Raw genomic sequence first — 22,406 nt, forward strand, 5'->3', positions numbered from 1 at the left:
AATGGAAGAAGAATGTTTGTCTTATGCTAACTACGCTACATTAAAATATGCAAAATAACATACAACACAGCGATAAAGCAGAATAGGCATAATGCAAAGAAAATGATGGGAGACCAAATACTATCTTCTGTTCCTCTATAAATAATTTCTGTATGATTGTCCTGATCTATTTTTACTTTCTGAAAGAGAATGAAAGCATCTTGTTCTTTTTGCAAGCGAAGGCTAAATTGTCCGCCTTCTTCATGCAATTTTTCTAATTCTTGTATCGTATATATCAAATCGTCTTTGCTAATCTGTAATGTGATGTGGTTATCAGATTCAGTAATGATAGATTTTTCCATATTTTGTCCTCTTTAGCTTAAAGTGATAAGATACCATATCTCCTTAATTACAAGGTAAATCCCCATTAGTGTGCCAATTATAAATAACAAAAACATGAGGTTTTGTCCCCATTTTTTGAACTTCTTGACTTTACCTCCGATAAGATGAATAGTTAAGCGGTTATAAGGAGAGGAGGGAAAATCAAACGTGATCGTTTCCTCCAGATTCTTGTTCAATTCCTCTAGGGAACTCCAAAAGCTAATCAGTTCCTCTTCCGTTAGTTGTACAATATATTGTCTTCCCATTGTAGGGTTTTCCACATGTAACTCGCTCTGTTCCAAGGAGACATAGCTAATCTCTTGTGTTTTAGAAGTCTCTTTGGATTTCATACGATCCAAAAAAGATAATTCCCATTTGAAAAAAGAGAAAACCCAGCCACTTAAGCTGAATGCTAAAATCCCAGAAATAATATTTGGTACATAAGAATCGATGGTATAGACAAAACCAGACTGAATCATAAAATGATTCTGGACAACTTCCCACAACGATTCCATCACAAATTTATCTATGCATTTGTAAAGGAAGAAGGTAGCTAAAATAAAGAATAAATGGCGCAGAAAATTCATTTTTTTCCTCCAACAGGTAGTTATGCTGTAGGGGCTTGTTTCCTTTGTGAGATTTCTTTTGAGGAATAGCCAACTGTTGTTATAGTAAAAAGTGTAGCACAGACGAGAGTTGGTTTCGAATACTTATCTAGGATTTCCTTTGAAACCTCATAAGCTAATACATTTTTCCACTCATCCTCATCTATCATATATTCGGTATAAAAATCACCTTTTTCTTTGGCATAAACATCGATAAATTTGCGTTCTTCATTAAGATGGAGATAAAGTACAAACGGCTTCTCAAGTGAATCATTAGGCTGTAGATGGAGTAATTCTTCATACGTTTGTTTCAATTGAGACAGGTTACGCAGTTTATCTAAATATAAGCGAATCAGTTCCTCTTCTACTTCATCCCAACTTACCTCAGCCAGACAGCTGGAAAATGATGGGGTATCGAATGTTTCTCTGTTGCCAGTACTTTTTGATTTGTGAATAAAATACCATAGTATTAGGAATAAGAGCGCAATGATAATCCCCATCCCTACAAAAATTTTCACACAGATTCCTCCTCGTATATTTGTAATATCCAGTTTCAAAGGTTCAACTTATACATAATAGCATAAGTATTGTGTATATAATTTAGAAAAACATTTTAAAGGATCGTCTTTATTTTAGTGATGAGTTGAATGCTTTATATCAATAATTTATAATAGAAATAACATAATAATTATTCGTAAAAATATATTAATACACTTTTAATTTGCTGTTTTTTTGATCCCCCTCTCTTTGACCTACCAATTTTTCTAATTTTTTTGACACCAGTAACAATATCCATACTAGTAAACATAATTTAATCCTAATTTTTGAGGAGGTATTTTCCGTATTCATGGGTAAGTTGAAAACGTGGATAGAAGTCATACAGGAGCAGTCAGCGATTCGGCCTGAAAAAGAAGTCTTTACTTTTTTAAGGGATATCGGTGGGAATGATTCACGGCTTACCTTTCAAGAATTAGAGCAGAGAACGAGTTCTATGGGGACTCATTTGGCACAGGTTGGTGCAACAGGACAGAGGGTGCTCATCCTCTTAGAACCTAGTATGAACTATATCCTGGCCTTTTTGGGTTGTTTGTATGCAAAAGCTATTGCCGTTCCTGCTTATCCCCCTAACATGAAGAAGCAATTTGGAAGGTTATTCAATGTTATACAAGATTCAAAAGCTAAGTATGCTATAACGAGTAGAGTAATCTACGATAAATTGAGAGACTGGACAAATGAAGAACTTCCTTTTTTTAATTGGCTTTTAGTAGAAGAACTTCCTCAAAATCTTTCTACCACTCAAACACTGCACTGGGAAGCAAATGATATTGCTTTTCTCCAGTACACCTCTGGTTCTACTGGTAATCCAAAAGGCGTTATTTTAAATCACACTCATCTCATTGAAAATGGATACCGCATGATGGAGCGTTGGGATATTCATCAAGATGCCAAAATAGTCAGTTGGTTACCGCCTTATCATGATATGGGTTTGATTGGAACAATTCTCACTCCTATTTTAGCAGGTACAAAAGCTGTTCTGATGACCCCTTACCATTTTGTACAGCGTCCCATCCGTTGGTTGCAGGCATTGTCTGACAATAAAGCAGAGATTTCTATTTCCCCGAATTTTGGCTTTGATCTTTGTGTGGATAAAATTAGTTCGGAAAAACGTGATGAGTTGGATCTCTCACATTGGAGGGTAGCTGTTAATGGATCTGAACCAGTTAGACCTGATACGTTGAGGAAATTTGCAGCGTATTTTGCACCAGTTGGATTCAAACCAGAAGCTTTATACCCTGGGTATGGAACTGCTGAAACAACATTGATGGTTTCTGGAGGAGACTGGAGAGAAAAGCCTGTTTTCAAGCATTTTGATGCAAATTTGTTAGAAGAGGGAATTGCAGAAGTAGTCGAACCTCATGCGGAAAATGCAAGAGAATTAGTGGGAAATGGTCAAAGTGTCTATGGTCATGAGGTGATCATTGTAGATCCTGATACACGGATGGAGTTAGCTGACGGCTGTGTTGGGGAGATTTGGATGAGAGGCCCGTGTGTTTCCCTTGGTTACTGGAAAAATGAAGAAGCTACGGAATATGCCTTTCATGCTTTTACACAGGATGGAAAAGGCCCGTTTTTACGATCTGGCGATCAAGGTTTTTATTGGGATCAAGAGCTTTACATCAATGCACGGCTCAAAGATTTGATTATTATCAATGGCCGCAATTATGCACCATCTGATATTGAGTGGGAGATAGAAAGAGCTCATAATGGGATTCGTAAAAATGCCAATGCTGCATTTTCTATTGATCATTTGGGGAGAGAGCGGTTAATAATTGTTACAGAAGTGGAGAACAGAATACTAAAAAACGTCGATAATCCTATTCAACTGCTGAGTAATATCATTCGGAAAGTAGTCTCACAATCTTATGAAATACCAGTTTATGACATTGTTTTTATTAAGAGAGGGACCATCTTAAAGACTTCAAGTGGAAAAATTCAAAGACAAGCTATAAGAAAAGCTTATCTTGCAAATCAGTTAGTAAGATTAGAGGCTAAAAAATATGACAAAAGATAAATTAATTGCTTGGTTACGTAACCATGTTGCTGAATGCCTTTATCTTTCTTCTGAGGAAATTAAAATAGATGAACCATTGGAACAGTACGGACTTGGTTCGAAAGAGAGTTTGATGATATCGGGCGATTTAGAAGAGCTATTGGATCGAGAATTAGCCCATACGATTTTATGGGATTATCCAACTATTGAGTCATTATCCTCCTATCTCGTTGGAGAAATGACACAAGAACGAATTGAAATAAACAGAAGTAGTGTAAATGAGCCTGTTGCTGTGATCGGTATGGGATGCCGTTTTCCAGGGGCATCATCAGCTGAACAGTTTTGGGAAATGATGATGAAGGCAGAAGATCATATCACTACTGTTCCTGAGGGTAGATGGTCCAATTTATCTTTAGATTTGATAGGAAAATCACCTGTTTCCTATGGGGCTTTTCTGTCACATATCGATCAATTTGATCCAGCTTTTTTTGGTATCTCTCCTAGAGAAGCTGAGATGATGGATCCACAGCAACGGCTGCTATTAGAGGTGACATGGGAAGCATTAGAGGACGCGGGACTTAGGATGGATCAGCTAAAAGGATCAGATACTGCCGTATTTGTGGGTGTATCAGGCAATGATTATATGAGTCTAGTGGAAAAGGAAACAGATTTTTATCATCTGACTGGAAATTCTTCAAGTATTTTAGCAAACCGTATTTCTTATTTTATGGATTGGTATGGGCCAAGTATGGCAATTGATACCGCTTGCTCTTCTTCCCTTGTCGCTGTTGATTTAGCTTGTCAAAGCATTCGTAGTGGACAATCTTCGCTGGCATTTGTAGGTGGGGTTCATTTACTTTTAACACCAAGTAATTCCATCCGATTTGCTGCTGGAGATGTTTTGGCTCTCGATGGAAGATGCAAGACATTTGATGCAAAAGCAGATGGCTATGTTCGAGGAGAAGGAGCAGGAGTAGTTGTTTTAAAATCATTATCTCAAGCACAGGCAGATGGAGATGCGATTTATGCAGTTATTCATGGTTCATCTGTCAATCAAGATGGGAAAAGTAACGGTCTTACAGCACCAAATGTACACGCTCAAAAAGCATTACTGAAAAGTGCGGCCAGATCAGCAGGAGTACAACCGAAAGATATTTTTTATGTAGAAGCGCATGGAACAGGTACACCTTTAGGGGACCCTATAGAAGCGAAGGCATTGGCTGAGGTTTATGCGCAGAAGAGGGAGAATCCATTGTATCTTGGTTCCGTAAAAACAAATATAGGACACCTTGAAGCAGCAGCTGGTATTGCTGGTTTGATCAAGTCTGCTCTTGCCCTGCATCACAAATGTATTCCACCTCACCTTCACTTTCAACATTGGAATCCACAGATACCAGTTGACCAATATGAGCTAGAGGTAGTAACGAAACCGATAAATATCCCCAATCAAGTATATGTGGGTGTGAGTTCCTTTGGATTTGGAGGAACCAATTCTCATGTGATATTAGGAGAAGCTCCTTCCAAACCGCCGAAAACCAACAAGCATGCATCTGATGGCGGATTTACTTTATTAGCAATATCAGCAAGGAGCAAAGAATCTCTGCAAAAACAAGTTACACAGTACAAAGACTATATCCAACATAAGTCATCTATATCTCTTTCTGATATTGCTGCAAATGTTTGGAAGACTAGAGATCAACATGAAGAACGTATCATGCTTTTAGTGAAAGAGAGAAAAGAAGCAGTGAAACTATTGACTTCTGTGGAAAAAGGCGAGCAATGCGACCAGATTTTTTACTCGAAAAATTTAAGAACAGATCAAGTAGTTTTCGTATTTTCGGGACAAGGACCAAAATGGTCTATTAGTCGAGATCTACTTGAAAAAGAAACGGAATTTCGCAATACTTTGTTGAAAATGGAAAAAGAAATCACCATTAAAGTCTCTTGGTCCTTATTAGAGAAAATCACTCAATTAGAGCAAGGCGTCCAATTGACTATGGTAGAAACACAATTACTTTATTTTTCTATTCAAGTAGCACTAGCGAGATTGTGGCTGTCTTGGGGGATTGTACCAGCAGCAGTTGTAGGTCATAGTTTAGGGGAAGTTGCAGCAGCACATATTGCAGGAGCTTTAACACTATCAGAAGCGATTGGAATAGTAATAGAGCGCAGTCGTTCAGCTCAGAATATGGTGAATAAAGGAAATTTATTAGTTGCACAAATTGATCGGAAAACAGCCAGACATATATGCGAACAGTCAGATAAACGAGTTGCGATAGCAGTTTATAATAGTCCAAATAATCATGTTTTATCGGGGAAAAGTTCTGCTTTAGAAAATATACAGATAGAGTTAGGGAAGAAAGGAGTATTTTCAAAGTTTGTAGCTACATCTCCATATCCTTCTCATAGTTTTTATATGAATGAAATACGGGAACAATTAGGTAAACGTTTAAGTTGGATTCAACCAAGAGAGACATCCATACCTTTTATCTCTGCCGTAACAGGAAAAGAAATGGATGGCAGTAGCCTCAACGCTGAATACTGGTGTGATAATATTTGCCAAGCTGTACGTTTTCAGGATGCGGTATCCCTTTTAATCCAAGATCAAAAAAAATTATTCTTGGAGATATCCCCACATCCTGTACTTGAAGTACCCATATACGACTGTGCAGCCCCATTTCATACAGAAGTGAATATCGTTTCGTCTTTGGAAAGAGACCGGCCAAACGAGGAGAGTCTGCTCGCTTCATTAGCTGTTTTATATTGCAATGGATTGAACTTCGACGGGACAAAAGTTATGCCGGAAGCAACTAGTAGAATACCATTACCGAAGTATCCTTGGAATCAGGAACGGTATTGGGTGGACTCGAAATTAGAAAAGGCACACAAAGAAAAAACGACGATAGAAGAAAAAAAGATAATGATGAATATAGAGGAATATGTGTTGGGTTTAATCAGCGAAATGTTGAAAATCCCCATTGCAGACATCCCGATAAATAAGCCTATCATTCACATGGGGTTTGATTCAATCATGGCAATGCGTTTAAAAAGAAAAATAGAAAAAGATGTAGATGCTCAAATTTCCATTGTTCCTATTTTACAAGGTTGTTCCGTCAAAGACTTTATAAAAATACTCCCTAAATAAGGGGTGAGATTTTTGTGGTATCACCGATTTCCCGCCACAAAAAAGCGGGAGGGGAGACTTATTTGCTTTCATCATGCAGGGGGAAATCCACATGTGTTTCAAGCTTGGTCCAATTGGCTGGGTTCTTCGCTGGAGATTGTTTCGATTGAACTCCCTGGTCATGGAACGCGCTATAGAGAAGAGCTAATTCCAACCGCAGAAGAAATTGCTGCACAAGTCATCCCACATCTCTTATCCTTTTTTGATGAACCTATCTTCTTCTTAGGACATAGCATGGGAGCTATTCTAGCTTTGGAAACAGTCAGCCAATTAATTTCCTTAGATATAACACCAAATCATTTGTATGTGATTGGTGCATACCCGCCATACGTTAAAAAAGAACCAATCACCCATAAATCAGATGAATCATTTTGGGAAGATGTGTATCAATTAGGGGGGATGCCAGAAGGATTTTTTCAAGATCCAGACTTAAAGAAGTTTCTTCTCCCTATTTTGCGCAGCGATTTTCGTTTGACAGAGTTATATGATAAAAAAGTAGAGCTGCTCTGCCCTGTGACTGTATATGCTGGTGACAAAGATATTCCATCCTTAAAAGATTTAGCTGGGTGGAAAGAAGTAAGTTCAGCAGCTTTTACATTGCGGATATTTCAAGGGAATCACTTTTTTCTGCATCAACAACAGGAAGAATTTCAGGAAACATTAAAAAAATCTCTCCTCCAGCAAATAAAAAAGGAAGAGTGAAAGAAATATGCTTAGGAAAATGCTAGAGTGAACATCTCTAGCATTTTTTATTTATTATTAATAGATTAGATTTTTAAATGATTTATTTATCGCTGAAATTGTTTTATTTATATCATGATCAGAGTGAGCGGTGGTGAGGAACCAAGCTTCGTATTTGGAAGGAGCTAAGTAGATTCCTTCTTCCAGCATAAGTCGAAAGAAACGTCCAAACTGCTCACTATCGGATTTTTGTGCACCATCGTAATCGGTAACAGCCTGATCACTAAAATAAACGGTCAGTGCTCCATTTTGCCGGTTTAATTGGATCGTTCGATTATATTTGTTTGCTGCTTCCCATATTCCTTCTTCTAATTGTTTGCCCATTTCATTTAAACGCTCATATGTACCTTCTTTGGAGAGCTCTGTTAGACAAGCCATTCCCGCAGAGATAGAAAGAGGATTTCCAGCCATTGTCCCTGCTTGGTACATCGGGCCCATTGGTGCGACTTTTTCCATGATTTCTTTGCTTCCGCCATATGCACCAATCGGCAGGCCTCCACCGATGATTTTTCCTAAGGCAGTAAGATCAGGTTCTACTTGATAAAGCGTTTGTACCCCGCCAAAATGAAAACGAAAAGCAGTGATCACTTCATCATAAATAACGAGGGCACCAGCTTGATGTGCCAGTTTGTTGACTTGCTCTAAAAAGGATGGCTGAGGAGGCACAATGCCAAAGTTACCTACCAGTGGTTCGACTAATATACCAGCCACTTGGTCTCCCCAATGGTCTAGTGCAGCTTCTAATGCCCTAGGATCATTGAATGGCACCGTGATTACTTCTCCAGCGATACTAGCTGGAATACCCGCACTATCCGGTATACCGAGAGTGGATGGACCAGATCCTGCTGCAACGAGAACGAGATCGGAATGCCCATGATAGCAGCCGGCGAATTTGATAATTTTATCCCGTCCTGTGTAAGCACGAGCAAGACGAATCGTCGTCATGACGGCCTCTGTTCCGCTGTTTACAAAGCGAATTTGTTCCATCGAAGGGATCGCATCACGGATCATTTGGGCGAACCGTACTTCTTTTTCTGTAGGTGTACCATATAAAATTCCCTGCTCCGCTACCTCTTGGATGGCACGAGTAACAGCAGGATGTGCATGTCCAAGTATAATCGGGCCAAATGCTGCTAAGTAATCGATATATTGGTTATCGTCTTCATCCCAAAAATAAGCTCCTTGGGCTTTTTTCATGAAAATCGGATACTCGCCGCCAACCGCTCGAAAGGATCGAGATGGACTGTTTACTCCTCCTACGATAACGTCTAACGCTTCTTGGTATAGTGTTTGTGATGTTGTTGTTTTCATGTTAAGTCTCCTTTCTACATCAGATATTATATCGTAGTTTGGAAGGGAGGTTTGTTTGAGGAGAAGTTTTTTATTTAATCCCTATCCGTTGAGGGTTTTATAGTTTTCATGATGTATCTTTTGTATAATTAGTAGTAATTCTGATTCATAGGAGAAAGGCGTCGAAATGACCAGATGCGCAACTCCAGAAGAGATGGAACAAATCCGGCGAACTATAGTTCAGTATATTGCGGATGCTCATGGGCTAGAGAGTAGCAGGCAAACCAAAGATTTTGTTTACTGGGCAAAATCAAAAGAGCACCGATTTATTAGCTGGAAAGAGGATAAAACGATGCTTTGGAGGATCAGTTCCAGCTATACGGCTCAATTCGGACAGCTAGGTGTTTGGAATTACGTTCCACCAGTAGAAGAACAACTAGAAATTGCAGAGGAAGCTTTTCAGCTCTCAGAGGATAGACATCGATCTGCAATAAAGACAGAAACAGAAACAGATCAAAATGAAGGGGAAATCGAACTGTTTCGTTCTCCTCAAGAGTATATTTACGCTTTTGGGAGAAATACGGTTATCTTTCTGACAGGTCGATGCGGTGCAGGTAAGAGCACATTGGTAAGAGCACTACAAGAGAAGATAGCTACACAGACCTACTTGGATAGAGATGAGAAGTTTAACATCGTCTCTCATCCCTTAACTGAGATTTCGGTTGCAGATCCGGATGATTTTCTCACTGAAGGAAGATGGGTTGGGGTAGTTCCGACAGAAAAGGTTGAACCGGCATGGCGGGAAACGCTGAAAAAGATTGACAATCTCCTCAAGAGGGAAAAAGGAATCATTGTCATTCCAGATGCTGGTGACAACCAGGCTGCACGTGAAGCTATTTTGGTTGCCATTCATAGTTCTTATATTGTGAGAAATGTCCACTATGTACTCGCGGATTGCCCCCCATTGGAGGCACTTGCTAGAAATGAGACAAGAGAGAGGAAAGTGAGCTACGATGTGTGGCTCCGAGTACATGAGAAAGTAGATGTGACCTTTGAGTCGGTCAAGAACTATCTGAAAAGTTCATCAAACGAACATGGACTTAGAAACCAAACATGGGAGATTGTAGATGTAAGCTCTTCTCTCTATAGAAGGTTGGAGGAGAAGCTGTATCAATGTTCTTACGTTTCTCCTTTTGGAGTGCGATGTTCCCATAGAGCCATTCCGGTTTCAATCGATTGTTGCAGAGGAAGTTTCGTCGTTTCACGAATAGATTCGCCTTTCTGGAAAGACCAATCCAACCTGGGTTTCCTCTGTGCGGATCATTTTCCCTCCCCAAATAAAAGGTTGATATAATATCAATGGAAGAGGGAAGCGGCGGTATTCATGAAAATGGATACCGCCGCAGCATTTAGCAGCTCAAAGTAGAATGTTTAGATTATATGAAGAAATGATAGAATATTCCCATAAAACCTGTTAAAATATTTGTTTTTATGGTAAAATGAATTCGTTGCCGAATATTTCAAGGAGGGTTAAATAGATTTCACAGTATTGGTAGTCAACTTCTATACGGTGATTTTGAAAATAAAACATGAATATTTTATCTATTCATGTGAACGATTACATTTGAATTTGAGAAGATGGTATATAGAGGAAGTCCACACCAAAACTGCTGATTTACAGCAGTTTTTCTTTTGTATACGTGAGATGAGGAAAAATCAAAGTAACAAATAATGGATACATTTTCAAAGCTGGAAAAGTACTGATTTCTAGCGAATTTAGAGACTATGTAGTTCTTTCTGTGTATTGTGAAAGCAAGCGTTCTTATGATATTCTAAACCTATTCATCAATTTCTCTTATTATTTTACAAATTATGCTGGTTAAGGAGGAGGTTGTAGCATGGCTTTCTTTAAAGTTGGCGATGTATATCGGCAAAAATATCTAATCGAGAGCGTTGTTCCCTTCTTTCAAGGCGAACTGGCAATTGCAGTATACGAAGGCAAAAGATATTACTTACAATCAGCAAGTTTAAATAGACAAGCTCCACTGCGAGCAATATCCCAGTATCGTAATCTGAAATTGCCACAAGTGATCCCTTATTTAGACGTTTTTGACGAACCGGATATGTTAGTATTTATTCGACCATATGTAGAAATACGACCATTACGTGAAATCATCACCACACAAGAATTGTCTGAAGAGCAAGTAGTCAAATGGGTGAGGGGACTCCTTCATGTTGATGCTGTACTTCGATCCAAACCGATGTCCATGTATCTCTTACTCGATTTAAGAAATATTGGAGTAAATAGCCAAAATGAATTGCAAGTCTTTTTCTGTGGTTTGGAACAAATTATGGTTTATGAATCCAAGTTGGACTGGGGAACGTTTATTTACAGTATGTTATCTGGTCAATTTCTAGATGGTCCTATTTTGAAATTACCGCGGAATTTTAAAGTTTCAAGACCCATGGCTAGACTCATTCAAAAATCTTTTAAAGAATATACAGTTCCGCCAGTATTGGAGCAAGTAGAGATTTTTGAAAACAAAAATACGAGCGGGAGCATCTTGAGTAAATTTTGGGGTGAAAGAAAAGAAGAAAACAATGGGCTTGGCAATCCGAATGCAAAACAAGAACCCATAATTTCGGTGAGTAATAGACCTACCTATCGTGCGGAACAAAATTCCGGGACATTAATTCATCAAGGAAATGGATCAACAACTACTGTATTTACGGATAATCAAAATGAAGAGGACACAGAACAACACGATATAGTTGTCCAAGAAAGGGGTAGCGTGGTGAAGGAAGACGAGACAAAAAACTTAAATAAAACAAGTAGCAAACAGCAAGAACAACAAGAGTCTTCTATAACTACTGTGTTTAAAGAAGATGCAAATGAAAACAGTGAATTAGAACTAAACGATGCAAGTTTTGAGGCGACTTCTCATACAGATTGGTTATTAGAAGAAGAACCACTCGTTGGAGCGAAAGATCAAGCTTATGATGAAAATGAAAACAGTAAAGTTGTAGTTCAGCCAAAAGTATCTGAGCCTTCTCATACAGAAAATGCAGACTTGAATTCTCCTGTACAAGAAGCTGTATTTTCAGAGGAATCACAACAAAACATTGAACCAAAATTGGAAGAAGCGGCACAGGAAAAATCTGATAAAGAACGAAAATCAGATGAAAATGTAGAAGCAGAAGAAGCAAATGAGAAATTAGCTAAAGAAGAATCAGTGGGAACACATCCTGATGCCAATCACACAACAGTGACAGTTTCACCAGCGTTAGCTCAATTAGAAGGACAAGACCTGTCTCAATCTTTTGTGCTGAAATTAAATAAGCAACAAGAAGAGTTGGAAAAAGAACAAGAAGAAAGTTTACGGAAGATGCGGGAAGAATATGAGCGTCGGGAAAGGGAACTCATTGAGCAGCATCGGAAGAAATTAGAGGAAGAGCAAAGGCGTTTGTTGGAAGAACAACGCAAAAAATTAGAACAGCAGCAAGAAGAACTTCTCAAACTAAAACGAGAAGAACTCTCTAGAATGGAAAAAGAGGCTCGACTTGCAAAAGAAAGAAAAGAAAAAGAAAAACGTCGTAAAGCAAAACTGGCAGTAGCACGAAAACAGTTTGAAGAAAAGCAAAAAATGGTATTGGAACAGGAAGAACAAGCCTTTCAAAAGCGCCAAGAGGAGTTACTGGCCCAACTTCAAGCTGAGTATGAACAGCAGAAAATAACCTTACTTCAGAAGCAAGAAGAAGAGTATCAAGCACGAACAAAAGCTAAATTGGCTGAATTGACGGCAGAGTGGGAACAAGTAGAGGCATCTACCGATGGTGAAATAACGAACGAATTTAAGTTTGAGCCAATAACCAGCCAAGTAACAGAAGAATCAGAAAAGGAAGATATACCTCTAATTTCTTTGGAAAATTTAACCACAACGACAATTCCAGTGGATGAAGTCAAATCTTCTGATACTGACTCTCCTGAAATAGAAACGAAGCCTGTAGTTACAGAGGTAGAACCAATATCTCAGGAAGAGAACGAAGAAATCGAAAATGTATTTGCTGAAGTTATACCCACGAAAGAACCAGAGCCTATCAAAGAAACCAAAAAACAAGTGAAAGTATCTAAAGAACAAACAAAAGAAATAGAACCAAAAGTGGAGCAAGTAGACAATAAACAGGAAACAGCAGTGAAAGATGAGATAAAAACGGAAGCAGTATTTGGAAAACCAAAAAAAGTAGATTCAAAACAAAATGTACCAAATTCCGTTCAAACTGAAGAAACAGAAGGTAAAGTAGAAGAGACTACAGATGAAACAGAAGATTTACAAGAAGCCTCTGATGAAGAAGGACCGAAGAAAAAACGCCGACGCAGAAGACGGAGAAGAAAAAAGAAATCTACAGATGGAGAAGGAACATCAACAGAAGAAGTGGCCGCTACAGCAACTTCGGACACTGCTGTTGAAGTGCAAAACACCACTAAAGAAGTGAAAAGCAGCACAAGTGAAGCGAAAAACAACACAAATGAAGTCGATCCGCTGGAAGCAGAGAGACGCAGACGTGAGCTAGAGTTACAGCAAATGGAACGTGAACTATTGGAGATGGAAAAACAAGAGAAACAGAACAGACCAAAAGTTCAAAAACAAGAACCAGCAAAAGTAAATAAGGTAGAAGAAATTACTCCAAAGAAAGAGGAGAAAAAGGAAACTACACAAGCTCCTGCAGTTGCAAAAAAACCAGAAGTTCCAGTGGTGAAAGATACTACAGAGCATGCAACACTTGCCAAACAGTTTGAACAGTATTTAAAACTGTTTAAAAAGAAGAAATAGGAGGCGCTCGTCCTCCTATTTTCCTTGCTGACGAAATATTTAAGCATTTTTTATGCAATCATGTTGAAGGTCCAGTAAATCGGGCTTTTTGAAAGGAGTATTTTTTATTGTTTAATTGGATATCCAGCGTTGGTATAGGCGCAGCTAAAGTTGATACACAACTGGAACGACATCAATATTCTCCTGGAGATATTGCAAATGGGGAGGTAGTGATCAAAGGAGGCATTGGTACTCAATCAATTGATCAAGTAGAACTTCATCTCATTTTCGAGTATCGCGAAGAAGGAAGCAAAAAAAAGAAAACCTACATAGCAGACGTTTTTCAATTATCAGGCCCCATTGAGATTGCCGAACATGAAGTCAGGAGAATCCCTTTTCAACTAACATTACCTGACACGATACCGATGTCTACTGGCCATTTTCCTACGTATCTTCGAACCTATTTGGATGTTAAGTTTGCCATTGATCCGAAAGATGAAGATAGAATTACGATACTACCAGCAAAACTGGTACAACATATATTAAAAGTAATAGAAGATGCAGGCTTTATCCTATATCAAATAGATAATCTGGAGCTGATAGAAAAGCCAAAGAGTGGATGTCCCTTTATGCAAATTTTTATTTTCCGTCCTACTGGTTCTAATCATGGGGTGATTGATGAGTTTTCTGTAGTATTCTCACATTCTACCACCTCCTTTAAAATGGAGATGGAAATCCTAAGAGCTCAGCAAGCTCTACAAAGTACATTTGAATGGAATCACCGTGATCCTGAAGGTACTTTTCGCATAAATGGTGAAGCAGCAGAAGGAAATCCGTTTGAAAAACTTCGATCACTTTTAAGAAGAAAGTAGGGTACTGTATGAATTTATTTCGAAAATCGCTGACTACATTTGGAGTTGGCTCTGCAAAAGTAGATACAAGACTAGAGAAATCTACGTACATGCAAGGTGAAATCGTTAAGGGTAAAGTATATGTTTTAGGCGGACAAGCAGAACAATTTGTAGATGAAATTTATTTATTTTTAAATATCCAATATGAACTCGATGGAAGTCTATCTGAGTATATGGTGGAAAAAATCTTAATTACGGAACCATTTACGATTGGCCCAAAAGAAGATAGACAGTTTGAGTTTGAGTTTCAATTACCGTATGACTGTCCTGTCTCTATTTCTGGAGCACCTATATTTCTGCGTACGGGACTCGATATCAAGTTAGCTCGCGACCCGCAAGATGTAGATGGGATCGAAGTTCTTCCTCATCCTTATATTGATATGATTTTAGAAGCAGTTGAAGCTAATAATTTTCGTCTATCCAAAGTAACTTTTGATTTTGAACATCATTTTTCTCGACACCCCTTTGTACAAATGTACTGTTGTGAGCCTATTTCAGGCGTGGAATTTGATTTGGACAGCGCCTCTTTTGTCTTTTTTGCTCATCAGAATGAAGTAGAAGTAATCATGCACTTAGATAAAAAAGGTGATGATATTTTCAGCTCGATGGAGGAAGCGCTTAAACTCGATGAGAGATTAGGAAGGTTTATTATTTTGTTAAATGATATTCATCAAGGAAAACAACATTTGGTAAATCGAGTAAAAACAGAAATGGAGAAGGCACTCCAATAAGAAATCCATCCTAAGCAGGATGGATTTTTTTATGTTGTACTATAAGGCATATTTCGTATGTTTTTATATTGACAATGAGAATCACTATCATTAATAATAAAAAGGACACAAAAAGGTGATGGATGAGGAGATAGATAGATGTTTTTTTACAGCAAAAAGATTTTAGCTTTGGGACTTATCAGTGCTTTAGTAGCTGCAGGATGTTCCACTAAAGCAGATACAACAGAGAAGAAACCTACAACACAAGTGAAACAAACTGGGGAAAATCAAGCTTTGAAACCAGTAGTAGAGGAATACCGAAAATTTGTTATAGAACAAACAGATAAATTGGTAGAACAAACAGAAGCTTTTGTTCAAGCGGTAAAATCAGGAGATATGGAAAAAGCAAAACAATTGTATGCCCCAACCCGGATGTACTATGAACGAATTGAGCCTATTGCTGAATCCCTTGGTGATTTAGATCCCAAAATTGATGCCAGAGAAAACGATGTACCGGCAGCGAATTGGTCAGGTTTTCATAAATTGGAGAAAGCATTATGGCAAGATAAATCGCTATCTGGTCAAGAAAAAACAGCAGATCAATTACTGCAAGATGTTCAACTTTTGCGTGCAAAAGTGGAGACAGTGACAATTGAACCCAGTCTTTTGATTACAGGTGCTGTAGAGCTTTTAAATGAAGTGTCTACTAGTAAGGTGACAGGGGAAGAAGAACGTTATTCTCATACAGATTTGTATGACTTTGTTGCAAATGTGGAAGGTTCCAAACAAATTTTCACCTATATCCAACCTTTATTGGAAAAGAAAGATGCGAAATTGGCAAGTGATATAGAATCCAAATTCAATGCATTGCAAGCGGAACTAGCAAAATACAAACAAGGAGATGGGTATGTCCTATATGGACAATTGACGAAAGATCAGGTAAAAACCTTATCTCAGCTGCTGGATGCCCTTGCTGAACCCTTATCTCAGATTGGGACAGTAGTGGGAGGGAAATGAGATGAAACCGGAAAAAAGTGACTTTCTTTCTCAACCTATCAGTAGACGAGATGTATTGAAACTGACGAGTGTTGGCGGGCTCGGTTTAATGCTTGGGTCAGGCGGGACTTGGCTTGCCAGTAAGACATTATTGGCAAAACCATCCTCCAGTTCGGCAAATACTATTCCATTTTATGGTGAACATCAGGCAGGGATTACTACCCCTGCCCAAGACTTTGTAAGCTTTGTGTCCTTAGATATCGTTGCTTCTAAGTTATCAGCAGTAAAGGATTTATTCCGGGAATGGACAGAGGCAGCTGCTAGGATGAGTGCAGGTCAAACAGCTGGGAAGGAATCAGGACAAGCTCTCCTGCCTCCAACAGATACAGGAGAAGCAGGAGGATTAACAGCTTCAAGGCTTACTATTACTTTTGGTGCAGGTTCTACTTTTTTCCAGAAAGATGGAACAGATCGGTTTGGTATCCGGTTTAAATTGCCTCCCATGTTAGCTGATTTGCCAGCATTCGCTGGTGATCAATTACAACAAGAGTGGTGTGGTGGCGATCTTTGTATTCAGGCCTGTGCTGATGATCCACAAGTAGCATTTCATGCTATCCGCAACTTGATTCGGATGGGAAGAGGATATGTTACAGTAAGATGGATGCAATCCGGATTTCAGCGGACAAGTGCAGCAGATCCTAAGAAAGGAACACCTAGAAATTTATTAGGATTTAAAGACGGGACGGGTAATCCCGATGTAAATGATAAACAGAAGATGAATCAGGTAGTGTGGTCCGGGTCAGCTGGTCGTGTACCTTGGATGACAGGCGGCAGTTATATGGTTGTCCGCCGGGTTCAAATGCACATTGAAGTATGGGATCGAACCACTTTACAGGAAGAAGAGAATACATTTGGCCGTCATCGTCAAACTGGTGCTCCACTTGGAATGAACAATGAATTCGACAAACTTGATTTAGAGAAAAAGAACCCTGATGGAACTTATGCAATCCCAGAAAATTCACATGTTCGCCTTGCCCATGGTAACGGGAAAATAGAAATATTACGTCGATCCTACTCTTTTACCAATGGTTTAAAAGATACAGGACAATTAGATGCAGGACTTCTATTTATTTGCTTTCAGCGAGATCCAAGAAAACAATTTGTTCCGATCCAAACAAAACTAGCACAGGCAGATAGTCTAAACGAATACATCTCACATGTAGGAAGTGCTGTATTTGCTTGTTTTCCTGGAGTCCGCAAAGGCGGGTATATAGGAGGTACTTTATTCTAATGGCTAGAACTCAAATAGGAAAACGTTTGACATTACTGATCCTTTCGCTTAGTGTTTATCTCTTATTTTGTCCTTGGACACAGACGTATGCTGCTTCCAGTGATCAATTATTGATTATAATAGGGGATGCACTTGCGAAGGCTGGTTCTAAAAATTGGCCGAAGGTTGAAGAAGATCTTGGTAATTATCAGCAAGAGTGGAATTCACAAAAAAACACAGCAAATGCATCTATACGAAGTCAAATAGATCAAGCACTGTTAAGGGCAAATCAGACAGTGAAAACAGCCAATACAAACCCTGAAAAAGCTTTTCAGTCGATATCTGTTTTGGCGAAAGTAACAGATAAGTATATAACGAGTACACAGCAATCCATCAAAAAATCTGGTAAAGAAGAAGCAAAATTATTATTGGCAAGTATGCAAAAATGCTTGGATTTCGCGAGTAAAAATCAGATGCAGCAAGCAAAAAGTTGTAATCTGCAATTTACAAATGAATGGTCAAAAAATGAGCTGCTTATCCGAAATGATGCATCTGCTGTCTATGGTTTGGCTGAAACGAAAATGAGTCTTGTTCGAATCTATGTACAAGCAGAGCCTGTAAATCAAGCAAAAGTGATCAGTGCAATGCAGGAACTAATCCGTGTTTTACAAGATTATGTGAATGGTTCGGTTTCATCCAATACAGTGAACGGGAAAGATTCCTTACCGAGTGTGATACAACTTTTAACCAAAGCAGACGAGTATATCACAGCTGGACAACCTGCAAAGGCAGCAGAACAAATGCAATTATTCATTCAAAAATGGCCAAATGTAGAGGGTGTTGTTCAGGTAAAGGCTCCTGAATTGTACACAAAGATAGAGAATCAGATGACAGAGGCCGTGAGTTATCTTGTTTCTAGTCCACTTCAAGAACAAAAAGCGTCTAATGTGATCAAGGAGATGAAGACAGCACTTCAGAATGTCTCAGATAGCGGGAGCTATACCGCTTGGGATGCAGGAATTGTATTGTTTCGAGAAGGACTAGAAGCTGTATGTGTGCTAGCTGCACTACTTGCTTTTTTGAAGCGATCCAATAATGAAGAAAAACGCAAATGGATATGGAGTGGAGCAGTAACAGGGGTTCTTTTAAGCATAGGGATAGCATTTTTATTACATGCATTTTTAACGAGTCTCTCCGCTGGCAGCACCCGAGAAATGATTGAAGGAATAACAGGCATCGTTGCAGTAATCATGATGATTACGGTAGGAGTATGGCTTCATTCCCAAGCAAATATAAAAAATTGGAACAAGTATGTCGAACAGAAGATGGGATCTGCCTTGGCTACTGGCAGTCTATGGTCTCTTTTTGCAGTAAGTGCATTATCAGTCCTGCGAGAAGGTGCGGAAACGGTTATCTTCTATATGGGTATGGCACCGTCGATTGAAACCAATCAACTAGTATTAGGCATGTTTGCTGCATTTGTTTTACTGCTTATTATTGGTTTCTTCGTTATCATTTTGAGTAACAAAGTCCCATTCCGTGCCTTTTTTATGGTTGCAGCGTTTTTTATTTATTATTTGACGATAAAATTTACAGGGCAGAGTATTCATTCCCTTCAAGTGGCTGACCAATTTCCAGCACATCCATCGGATCTATTACCAACGGTAAGTTGGCTTGGAATCTATCCAACTTGGGATTCGATGATCGCCCAACTTGTCGTGCTAATTCTCATCATTGGGTTAGCTTTTTGGAATAGTAGATTAAAGGTGAAAAAAACATGGGATGAAAGTTTGGATAGTATAGAACAGGGATGAATGGAAAAAAGAGATATCATAAGCTAAAAAAATAATTGGAATAGATGATTCTTCATATTGATAAAAATAACACCTGATGGAAAAATTGGCATCAGGTGTTTATTTACAAACTAAAAGCTTGTGTTGCTTCATTTTTGTATTTTTTGTGGAAATATAATTGCAGAATAGTGAAATGTACTTTACAATAGTAAGTGATCTGATGTTCGTCTTTTTAAAGACGGGCGTTTTTATGTGGAGGAAACAGGAATGAATGCAATCGAAGCAGAGAAATTAACAAAAGAATTTCAAATTTATCAGAGTCGAAAAGGTTTAACAGGGGCTTTCCGAGATTTGTTTAACCGTAACTATCGGACAATCCGAGCTGTAAATGAAGTAAATATAAGCATCCCTCAAGGAGAGATGGTTGGATATATAGGAGAAAATGGTGCTGGTAAATCTACAACCATCAAAATGTTAACGGGTATTTTGCAGCCTACTTCTGGCGAACTAAAGGTGAATGGCTTTGATCCCCATAATCAACGGGAAGAGTTCGTAAAAACGATCGGGGTTGTATTTGGTCAGCGAAGCCAGTTGTGGTGGGATATTGCAGTTCAAGAATCGTTTACACTGTTGCAAAAAGTATACCGTGTAGACAATCAAAAGTTGCTTGATCGAATGATTGAAGTGTTAAATATCGGAGAACTGCTCGATCAACCTGTTCGCAAACTCAGTCTTGGCCAGCGTATGCGTTGTGAATTAGTCGCTTCCCTTATTCATCAACCATCTTTGTTATTTTTAGATGAGCCAACGATTGGATTAGATGTATTGGTAAAAGAAAATATTCGGCAATTTTTACGGGAAATGAACAAAGAATTTGGAACAACTATTTTGTTGACGACACATGATTTAACCGATATTGAAGCATTATGCAATAGAGTGATTATGTTAGACAAAGGAAATATCATCTACGATGGTGGATTGACGAAGTTAAAACAGGAATGGGGAGAAGGCAAAAAGATTCACTTGGAATTGGATCAAGAAATTTCTCTCGCCCATCTAGGTCAATTGACAGAAGCACTGCCTGTTACATGGAGCAAAAATGAAGCAAACACAAAGCTGTTCACTGTTTCACTGCAAGGACATTCAGTCACTGCTTCAGAAGTATTGTCTCTACTAGTAACTTCAGGTGTTCCTATTCATGAAATGCAGATTCAAGAAGTTTCTACCGAAGAAATCGTGCGGAAGATTTATCAGGAGGGTTAAATTTTGCTGGCTATGTATAAAGAGGTAATCCGCATCCGATTTCTGATGATGTTGGCTTACCGTGTAAACTATTATAGCGGGATTATCATTTACAGTATTAACATCGGGGCATATGTATTTTTATGGCATGCTGTTTATGGTGGAAAACCTAGCATACAAGGGTTTACTGCTATTCAAATGGCAACCTATATCGCAGTTTCTTGGATGGCGCGTGCTTTTTATTACAATAATCTGGATCGGGAGATAGCAGAAGAAATACGGGATGGTTCTGTTGCTATACAAATAATCCGGCCCTACAGCTATTTGATGGTGAAAGTATTTCAGGGACTTGGAGAAGGTCTATTTCGTTTATTTCTTTTTAGTATTCCGGGGATGATTATTGTCGCTTTCATCTATCCGATCCAACTCCCAACCGATCCACTTATATGGACACAGTTTTTAATCAGTTTATTATTTGGGTTTATTGTTAACGTTGAAGTAAATTTGATAGTGGGTTTATTTGCTTTCTTCCTATTAGACAATCAAGGAATACTTTGGGCAAAAAGATTTTTGGTAGATTTGTTATCTGGGTTAATCATTCCGATTACTTTTTTTCCAACTGTGCTGCAAAAAATATTTGCCTTTTTGCCATTCCAAGCAATCAGCTATATTCCAAGCAATACGTTAGTAAAGGGATTGAGTATTGAGCAGTGGTTACCAGCGATTGGAGTTCAGTTTGTTTGGACGATCATTTTAGGTCTGATCTGCTGGGGATTTTGGGCGAAAGCACGCAAAACGCTAATTGTGCAAGGTGGTTGAGATGGTACAATTTCAAATATTTTGGGAATATGTGAAACAATATATGAAGGCAAGACTTGCCTATCGTTTTGATTTGGTCGTGAAGTTTCTTACCGATTTAATCTCTCAGTCCTTCAACTTGATATTTATCGTAGTTGTCTTTGGGCATACGAAACAATTGGGCGGATGGAATCAAGCAGAAGTAGTATTTATTTATGGTTATTTTTTATTGCCTTGGGCGATATTTGGTACCTTTTTCAATCTTTGGAGTTTTAATGACCGCTACATTATCAAAGGTGAACTTGATCGAGTACTGACTCGACCCGTTCATAGTCTTTTGCAGATTATTATGGAATCGATGACACCAGAATCACTTATTGGCGTGGTCACAGGCCTCTGTGTAATGGGTTATGGTGCTTCTCAGCTCGATTTGGACTGGGCTTGGTATGATCCCGTTTTGATGATTTTGTTCACCTTGGGAGGAGTTCTCGTTTATGGTGGGATCTTTATTGCCTTGACTAGTGTTAGTCTATATACGGACTCCAAAACAGATATTCAACCGATTGTTTTTAATGTGAGCAATTATGGTCGATATCCAGTTAATATTTATAATCGGATTGTGCAATTTGTTTTGACATGGATACTGCCATTTGCCTTTGTTGGTTTTTATCCAGCAAGCTTTTTATTAGATAGAGGAGATTGGCGTTTTTATGCCTACATTACCCCTGTGGTGGGTCTTGTGTATTTTTCCATTGCTGTTTTGCTTTGGAATCGTGGGATACGTCATTATCGGGGAGCGGGGAATTAACCTGCTCTTTTTTTTGTCCAAAATCGACAGAAACCCCTTCTTCATTCACGATTTTTTCTGCCAGTTCTGTCATATTTTCTCCATCTCCGTTAAGGCTCATGCCGAGGTTTAACATACCACTTAAGGTTTCAATATTGAGTTCTTGGATTTTATACACCATACGCTCAATGTGTATAGGTTTTAGTTCTTCAATTTGTTTTCGCAAAGAATTATTTTCCTCGCGAATTTTTTCTATTTCTTGTCTGAGATACTCGAAGTATTGCCAATAAGGGTCATACATATCATTTCCCTCCATTTACTGTAAGCATTTCTTTTAGTATATGGGGTGACCATCTC

General features: G+C 38.7%; 18 protein-coding genes. 13 read left to right on the forward strand and 5 right to left on the reverse strand.

Going from position 1 to position 22,406, the window contains the following annotated elements; all coding sequences use genetic code 11:
- Positions 1 to 35: 35 nt before the first annotated feature.
- The 3 genes from AC5WOF_RS18660 to AC5WOF_RS18670 are packed head-to-tail and all read right to left on the reverse strand — an operon-like array spanning position 36 to position 1,483.
- Positions 36 to 341, reverse strand: a complete 306-nt coding sequence (locus tag AC5WOF_RS18660) for a hypothetical protein (protein WP_496051453.1) — start codon at positions 339 to 341, stop codon at positions 36 to 38.
- Positions 342 to 353: 12 nt separating this feature from the next.
- Positions 354 to 947 (reverse strand): hypothetical protein, encoded by a 594-nt coding sequence (locus AC5WOF_RS18665; RefSeq protein ID WP_496051454.1) that lies wholly within the window; start codon positions 945 to 947, stop codon positions 354 to 356.
- A 20-nt stretch (positions 948 to 967) separates the two neighbouring features.
- Positions 968 to 1,483: a DUF6557 family protein gene (locus AC5WOF_RS18670; protein WP_496051455.1), complete on the reverse strand. Its 516-nt coding sequence runs from the start codon at positions 1,481 to 1,483 to the stop codon at positions 968 to 970.
- A 329-nt stretch (positions 1,484 to 1,812) separates the two neighbouring features.
- On the opposite strand from AC5WOF_RS18670, the gene AC5WOF_RS18675 reads away from it, so the two are divergent.
- From AC5WOF_RS18675 to AC5WOF_RS18685, 3 genes are read left to right on the forward strand one after another with little or no spacing between them, the layout of a single operon-like run.
- The gene (locus tag AC5WOF_RS18675) at positions 1,813 to 3,537 is read left to right on the forward strand and encodes a fatty acyl-AMP ligase (RefSeq protein ID WP_496051456.1); all 1,725 of its coding nucleotides are present in this window, start codon (positions 1,813 to 1,815) and stop codon (positions 3,535 to 3,537) included.
- Positions 3,524 to 6,661 carry a beta-ketoacyl synthase N-terminal-like domain-containing protein gene (locus AC5WOF_RS18680; RefSeq protein WP_496051457.1) on the forward strand — a complete coding sequence of 1,046 codons (3,138 nt, stop codon included), beginning with the start codon at positions 3,524 to 3,526 and terminating at the stop codon, positions 6,659 to 6,661. Before AC5WOF_RS18675 ends, AC5WOF_RS18680 begins: the two co-directional genes overlap by 14 nt.
- A 3-nt stretch (positions 6,662 to 6,664) precedes the next feature.
- Complete coding sequence (locus AC5WOF_RS18685) at positions 6,665 to 7,402, forward strand: thioesterase II family protein (RefSeq protein WP_496051458.1); 738 nt, start codon at positions 6,665 to 6,667, stop codon at positions 7,400 to 7,402.
- Between the two features lie 57 nt (positions 7,403 to 7,459).
- On the opposite strand, the gene AC5WOF_RS18690 is transcribed toward AC5WOF_RS18685, so the two are convergent.
- Positions 7,460 to 8,752 (reverse strand): glutamate-1-semialdehyde 2,1-aminomutase, encoded by a 1,293-nt coding sequence (locus tag AC5WOF_RS18690; RefSeq protein ID WP_496051459.1) that lies wholly within the window; start codon positions 8,750 to 8,752, stop codon positions 7,460 to 7,462.
- Between the two features lie 166 nt (positions 8,753 to 8,918).
- On the opposite strand from AC5WOF_RS18690, the gene AC5WOF_RS18695 reads away from it, so the two are divergent.
- The 10 genes from AC5WOF_RS18695 to AC5WOF_RS18740 all read left to right on the forward strand — a co-directional run bounded on the left by AC5WOF_RS18695 (position 8,919) and on the right by AC5WOF_RS18740 (position 22,070).
- Positions 8,919 to 10,085, forward strand: coding sequence for an ATP-binding protein (locus AC5WOF_RS18695; RefSeq protein WP_496051460.1), 1,167 nt, complete (start codon positions 8,919 to 8,921; stop codon positions 10,083 to 10,085).
- A gap of 544 nt (positions 10,086 to 10,629) precedes the next feature.
- A complete protein-coding gene (locus AC5WOF_RS18700; protein ID WP_496051461.1) occupies positions 10,630 to 13,563 on the forward strand; it encodes a hypothetical protein in 2,934 nt (977 codons plus the stop codon).
- 107 nt (positions 13,564 to 13,670) lie between these two features.
- Positions 13,671 to 14,414, forward strand: coding sequence for a sporulation protein (locus AC5WOF_RS18705; protein ID WP_496051462.1), 744 nt, complete (start codon positions 13,671 to 13,673; stop codon positions 14,412 to 14,414).
- A gap of 8 nt (positions 14,415 to 14,422) precedes the next feature.
- Complete coding sequence (locus tag AC5WOF_RS18710) at positions 14,423 to 15,184, forward strand: sporulation protein (protein ID WP_496051463.1); 762 nt, start codon at positions 14,423 to 14,425, stop codon at positions 15,182 to 15,184.
- Positions 15,185 to 15,322: 138 nt separating this feature from the next.
- Entirely contained in the window at positions 15,323 to 16,180 is an 858-nt protein-coding gene (gene efeO, locus AC5WOF_RS18715) for an iron uptake system protein EfeO (protein WP_496051464.1), read from the forward strand.
- A gap of 1 nt (position 16,181) precedes the next feature.
- The gene (gene efeB / locus AC5WOF_RS18720) at positions 16,182 to 17,450 is read left to right on the forward strand and encodes an iron uptake transporter deferrochelatase/peroxidase subunit (protein ID WP_496051465.1); all 1,269 of its coding nucleotides are present in this window, start codon (positions 16,182 to 16,184) and stop codon (positions 17,448 to 17,450) included.
- Positions 17,450 to 19,243, forward strand: a complete 1,794-nt coding sequence (locus AC5WOF_RS18725; protein ID WP_496051466.1) for an FTR1 family iron permease — start codon at positions 17,450 to 17,452, stop codon at positions 19,241 to 19,243. Before efeB ends, AC5WOF_RS18725 begins: the two co-directional genes overlap by 1 nt.
- Positions 19,244 to 19,489: 246 nt before the next feature.
- A complete protein-coding gene (locus tag AC5WOF_RS18730) occupies positions 19,490 to 20,485 on the forward strand; it encodes an ABC transporter ATP-binding protein (RefSeq protein WP_496051467.1) in 996 nt (331 codons plus the stop codon).
- A gap of 6 nt (positions 20,486 to 20,491) precedes the next feature.
- Positions 20,492 to 21,283, forward strand: a complete 792-nt coding sequence (locus AC5WOF_RS18735) for an ABC transporter permease (RefSeq protein ID WP_496051492.1) — start codon at positions 20,492 to 20,494, stop codon at positions 21,281 to 21,283.
- 1 nt (position 21,284) lies between these two features.
- Entirely contained in the window at positions 21,285 to 22,070 is a 786-nt protein-coding gene (locus tag AC5WOF_RS18740) for an ABC transporter permease (RefSeq protein WP_496051468.1), read from the forward strand.
- Here AC5WOF_RS18740 and gerPC read toward each other — a convergent pair.
- Positions 21,982 to 22,350, reverse strand: coding sequence for a spore germination protein GerPC (gene gerPC, locus AC5WOF_RS18745; protein WP_496051469.1), 369 nt, complete (start codon positions 22,348 to 22,350; stop codon positions 21,982 to 21,984). The genes AC5WOF_RS18740 and gerPC overlap by 89 nt on opposite strands.
- Positions 22,351 to 22,406: the final 56 nt, after the last annotated feature.

The sequence above is a fragment of the Shimazuella sp. NTD250 genome, from assembly GCF_059510375.1.

What these genes read in the sequence shown, in the direction of transcription:
- AC5WOF_RS18710 (WP_496051463.1), top strand. Translation starts at nt 14,423, where the DNA reads ATGAATTTATTTCGAAAATCGCTGACTACATTTGGAGTTGGCTCTGCA.
- efeB (WP_496051465.1), top strand. Translation starts at nt 16,182, where the DNA reads ATGAAACCGGAAAAAAGTGACTTTCTTTCTCAACCTATCAGTAGACGA.
- efeO (WP_496051464.1), top strand. Translation starts at nt 15,323, where the DNA reads ATGTTTTTTTACAGCAAAAAGATTTTAGCTTTGGGACTTATCAGTGCT.
- AC5WOF_RS18690 (WP_496051459.1), bottom strand. Translation starts at nt 8,752, where the DNA reads ATGAAAACAACAACATCACAAACACTATACCAAGAAGCGTTAGACGTT.
- AC5WOF_RS18725 (WP_496051466.1), top strand. Translation starts at nt 17,450, where the DNA reads ATGGCTAGAACTCAAATAGGAAAACGTTTGACATTACTGATCCTTTCG.
- AC5WOF_RS18740 (WP_496051468.1), top strand. Translation starts at nt 21,285, where the DNA reads ATGGTACAATTTCAAATATTTTGGGAATATGTGAAACAATATATGAAG.
- AC5WOF_RS18730 (WP_496051467.1), top strand. Translation starts at nt 19,490, where the DNA reads ATGAATGCAATCGAAGCAGAGAAATTAACAAAAGAATTTCAAATTTAT.
- AC5WOF_RS18665 (WP_496051454.1), bottom strand. Translation starts at nt 947, where the DNA reads ATGAATTTTCTGCGCCATTTATTCTTTATTTTAGCTACCTTCTTCCTT.
- AC5WOF_RS18680 (WP_496051457.1), top strand. Translation starts at nt 3,524, where the DNA reads ATGACAAAAGATAAATTAATTGCTTGGTTACGTAACCATGTTGCTGAA.
- AC5WOF_RS18660 (WP_496051453.1), bottom strand. Translation starts at nt 341, where the DNA reads ATGGAAAAATCTATCATTACTGAATCTGATAACCACATCACATTACAG.
- AC5WOF_RS18700 (WP_496051461.1), top strand. Translation starts at nt 10,630, where the DNA reads ATGGCTTTCTTTAAAGTTGGCGATGTATATCGGCAAAAATATCTAATC.
- AC5WOF_RS18675 (WP_496051456.1), top strand. Translation starts at nt 1,813, where the DNA reads ATGGGTAAGTTGAAAACGTGGATAGAAGTCATACAGGAGCAGTCAGCG.
- gerPC (WP_496051469.1), bottom strand. Translation starts at nt 22,350, where the DNA reads ATGTATGACCCTTATTGGCAATACTTCGAGTATCTCAGACAAGAAATA.
- AC5WOF_RS18695 (WP_496051460.1), top strand. Translation starts at nt 8,919, where the DNA reads ATGACCAGATGCGCAACTCCAGAAGAGATGGAACAAATCCGGCGAACT.